General features: G+C 41.8%; 1 pseudogene. It reads right to left on the reverse strand.

Features of this window, described 5'->3' with window-relative positions:
• A pseudogene (locus tag WFZ85_RS16125) lies at positions 1-318 on the reverse strand (IS1182 family transposase); the annotation flags it as partial.

Genomic DNA, 318 nt, shown 5'->3' on the forward strand with positions numbered 1-318 from the left:
GTTCGCGTCCGTTGTGATAGCCTTTGTCAACTAGTACGGTAAAAGTTTCTAGCGCTAGGTTTTCTTTGGCTTCTATAGCAATAGCAGACAAGGCATTTTTATCATTGCGGTTGATGGTGTGTGTGGCTACCACTAGGTTGTGTTTGTTGTCTACTGCGGCTTGAATGTTGTAGCTTATTTCTACTACTTGTCCTTGAACCAGTAGTGCTCTAGCATCAGTATCGGTGGTGCTTACTTGGGGTTCGCCACTGGTTTTGAGTTCTTCTTCGAGCAGTTCGTATTTGATTTTGTTTTGTTTTAAGCGTTCTATTTTTTGTT

Source organism: Flavobacterium aureirubrum, from assembly GCF_038739835.1.
Taxonomy (GTDB): Bacteria; Bacteroidota; Bacteroidia; order Flavobacteriales; family Flavobacteriaceae; genus Flavobacterium; species Flavobacterium aureirubrum.